Raw genomic sequence first — 2824 nt, forward strand, 5'->3', positions numbered from 1 at the left:
GTCGCGTTCACGGGCGCCAGGGCGCCCTCCACTTCGGGAACACCTACGACCGCCCGCACGACGTTCGTCCCCGCCGCTCTGCGCCGTCCTGCCCGTAGGGTGGCGGGGTGAGCAGCACCGTCACCCGCGCGTACACGATTCCCGGCGTCCACGTCACCGACCGCACCCTCACGGTGCCGCTGGACTGGTCGCGGCCCGACGACGGTCGCACGATCTCGCTGTTCGTGCGGGAGCTCGTGGACCCCACGCGCCGGGGCGACGACCTGCCGCTGCTGGTGTTCCTGCAGGGCGGCCCCGGCGGGAAGGGTCCGCGCCCCACCGGCCCGGACGGCTGGGTGGGCGACGCGCTCAAGCGGTTCCGCGTGGTGCTGCTGGACCAGCGCGGCACCGGCCGCTCGACGGCGGTGCGCGCGGCCGCGCTCACCGCGCTCGGCTCCGCCGAGGCGCAGGCCGAGCACCTCTCCCACTTCCGCGCCGACGCGATCGTCGACGACGCCGAGCACGTGCGCCGCACCGTGTACGGCGGGCGGCGCTGGTCCACGCTCGGCCAGTCGTACGGCGGGTTCCTCACCCTCACCTACCTGTCCCGCGCGCCCGAGGGTGTCGCGGCGTCGTACGTCACCGGCGGCCTCGCGGGCCTGACCGCGAGCGCCGAGGACGTCTACCGGCGCACCCAGCCGCGCGTCGTCGCCAAGAACGCGCTGTACCGCGAGCGGTACCCCGACGACGTCGACCTCGTCGCGCGGATCGCCGACCGGCTCGCCGCAGGCGACGTGCGCCTGCCCGGCGGGGACCTGCTCACCGTCGAGCGGTTCCAGACGCTCGGTATGGCGTTCGGCATGGGCCCCGGCTTCGAGCGGGCGCACTGGATCGTCGACGAGGCGTTCGACGACGGGTCCGACGAGCTGACCGACACGTTCCTGGCCGAGGTCGAGGCCGCCACCGGCTTCGCCACCAACCCGATGTACGCCGTCCTGCACGAGTCGATCTACGCGCAGTCCGGCACCGGGGCCACCGCCTGGGCCGCGCAGCGCGTCCGCGAGGAGGACCCGGCGTTCGGCACGGACGCCCGCCCGCTGCTGTTCACCGGCGAGATGATCTACCCCTGGATGTTCGAGCAGGTCGCCGCGCTGCGCCCGTTCCGCCCGGCGGCCGAGGCCCTCGCCGCCCGCGACGGCTGGGACGACCTGTACGACCTCGACGTCCTCGCCCGCAACGAGGTGCCGCTCGAGGCGGCCGTCTACCACGACGACATGTTCGTCGACGCGGGCCTCTCGCTCGACACCGCCGCGCACGTCGGCAACGCCCGCGCCTGGGTGACCAACGAGTTCGAGCACGACGGCCTGCGGCTGGGCGACGTCTTCCCCAAGCTCCTGGCCCGCATGGACGCCCGCGGCGGCGCGCGGTCGTGACCCGGTCCGGGCACGACGCGCTCGCCGCCGCCCTGCCCGCGCCGTGGCGGGTCGAGCTGGACTACTGGGAGACGAACGGCGCCTGACTCAGGACGCCGCCTGACTCAGGAGGCCGCGGTCCACGTGCGCCCCGGCCAGTACGCCCACTCCTCGAAGTCGGACACGCGGCCGTCGGGGGCGAAGCGCAGCACCCACAGGTCGCGGTACTCCTGCTCCCGCGGCGCGGTGTACCGCACCTCGAGCCGGACGACGGCGACGTCGTCGTCGACGGCGAGCAACGCGGCCGTCATCGTGAAGGTGGCGTCCTCGTCGACGGTCCAGAACTCGCGGATCGCGTCGTGCCCGACCAGCACCTCGGGGTCGTAGGGCGATCGCGCGTACCGCGCCTCGGGCGTGAAGAGCTGCGCGACGGCGTCCGCGTCGGCGTCGCGCCAGGCCCGCTCGTACGCGGCGACCCAGTGCGCCACCGCCTCCCGCTCCATCGCCATCTGGGCAGTATGCCTGCCGTCCGCGCACCGGGCAGGGCGGACGGGGCGGGAACCGCGCGGTACCTTCGTTCGTCGGACGTACCGGCAGCGCCCGTCCGGGCGCGCCACGTGAAGCAGAAGGCGACCTCATGAGCACCACCTCCCCCACCCCGATCCTGCGCGCGACCGGCCTGGTGGTCGGGTACGGCGGGCCGGCGATCCTGGAGGGCATCGACCTGGCGCTGCTGCCGGGGAGCGAGCCGGTGGGCGTGGTGGGCGAGTCGGGCGCCGGGAAGTCGACCCTGGTGCAGGCGCTGCTGGGCCAGCTGCGCATCCGCGAGGGTCACGTGACCTTCCAGGGCCGCACCGTCTCCAAGCTGGGGCGTCGGGACAAGAAGCGGTTCCGCGCCGCCGTGCGCACGGTGGCGCAGAACGGGCTCGACGTCGACCCGCGGTGGACGGTGGACCGCGCCGTCTCCGGCGCGCTGACCGATGCCCGCAAGGCCGGGCGCGCGAGCGGACGCACGGTGGCCGAGCTGCTCGACGACGTCGCGCTCGAGCCGCAGTTCGCCCGGCGCACCATCCACTCCCTCTCGGGCGGCGAGAAGCAGCGCCTCGCGCTGGCGCTGGCGCTCGCGACCCGGCCGGACGCGATGCTGCTCGACGAGCCGCTCACCGCCGTCGACCCCGCCATGCGCGGCGAGATCGTGCGCCGTCTCACCGAGGCGACCCGCGCCGAGGGCACCGCGGTCCTCCTGGTCTCGCACGACGTGGAGCTGGTCGGCCGCCTCTGCCCCACCGTGCACGTGCTCGCGGACGGCACGTTCGTCGCGTCCGGCCCGATGAGCGACGTGCTCGCCGCCGGCGCGGACGACGACGCCCACCCCGCCGTGCGCGGCCTCGCGGAGGCCGCACCGCTGGCGGCGCAGCGCTTCCGCTGAGCCC

Annotated in this window: 3 protein-coding genes; 2 read left to right on the forward strand and 1 reads right to left on the reverse strand. The window is 75.0% G+C overall.

Translation table 11 applies throughout. The annotated features are described in order from the left end of the window. Window positions 1–107 precede the first annotated feature (107 nt). Window positions 108–1412, forward strand: coding sequence for an alpha/beta fold hydrolase (locus ACFT55_RS19880; RefSeq protein ID WP_380245581.1), 1305 nt, complete (start codon window positions 108–110; stop codon window positions 1410–1412). A 104-nt stretch (window positions 1413–1516) separates the two neighbouring features. Here the strand turns inward: ACFT55_RS19880 and ACFT55_RS19885 are convergent, their stop codons facing one another. Further along, complete coding sequence (locus ACFT55_RS19885) at window positions 1517–1900, reverse strand: YybH family protein (RefSeq protein WP_380245582.1); 384 nt, start codon at window positions 1898–1900, stop codon at window positions 1517–1519. Between the two features lie 128 nt (window positions 1901–2028). Between ACFT55_RS19885 and ACFT55_RS19890 the strand changes: the two genes are divergently transcribed. Next, window positions 2029–2820 (forward strand): ABC transporter ATP-binding protein, encoded by a 792-nt coding sequence (locus tag ACFT55_RS19890; protein WP_380245583.1) that lies wholly within the window; start codon window positions 2029–2031, stop codon window positions 2818–2820. Window positions 2821–2824: the final 4 nt, after the last annotated feature.

The sequence above is a fragment of the Isoptericola sp. NPDC057191 genome (genome assembly GCF_042670225.1).
Classification (GTDB): Bacteria; Actinomycetota; Actinomycetes; order Actinomycetales; family Cellulomonadaceae; genus Isoptericola.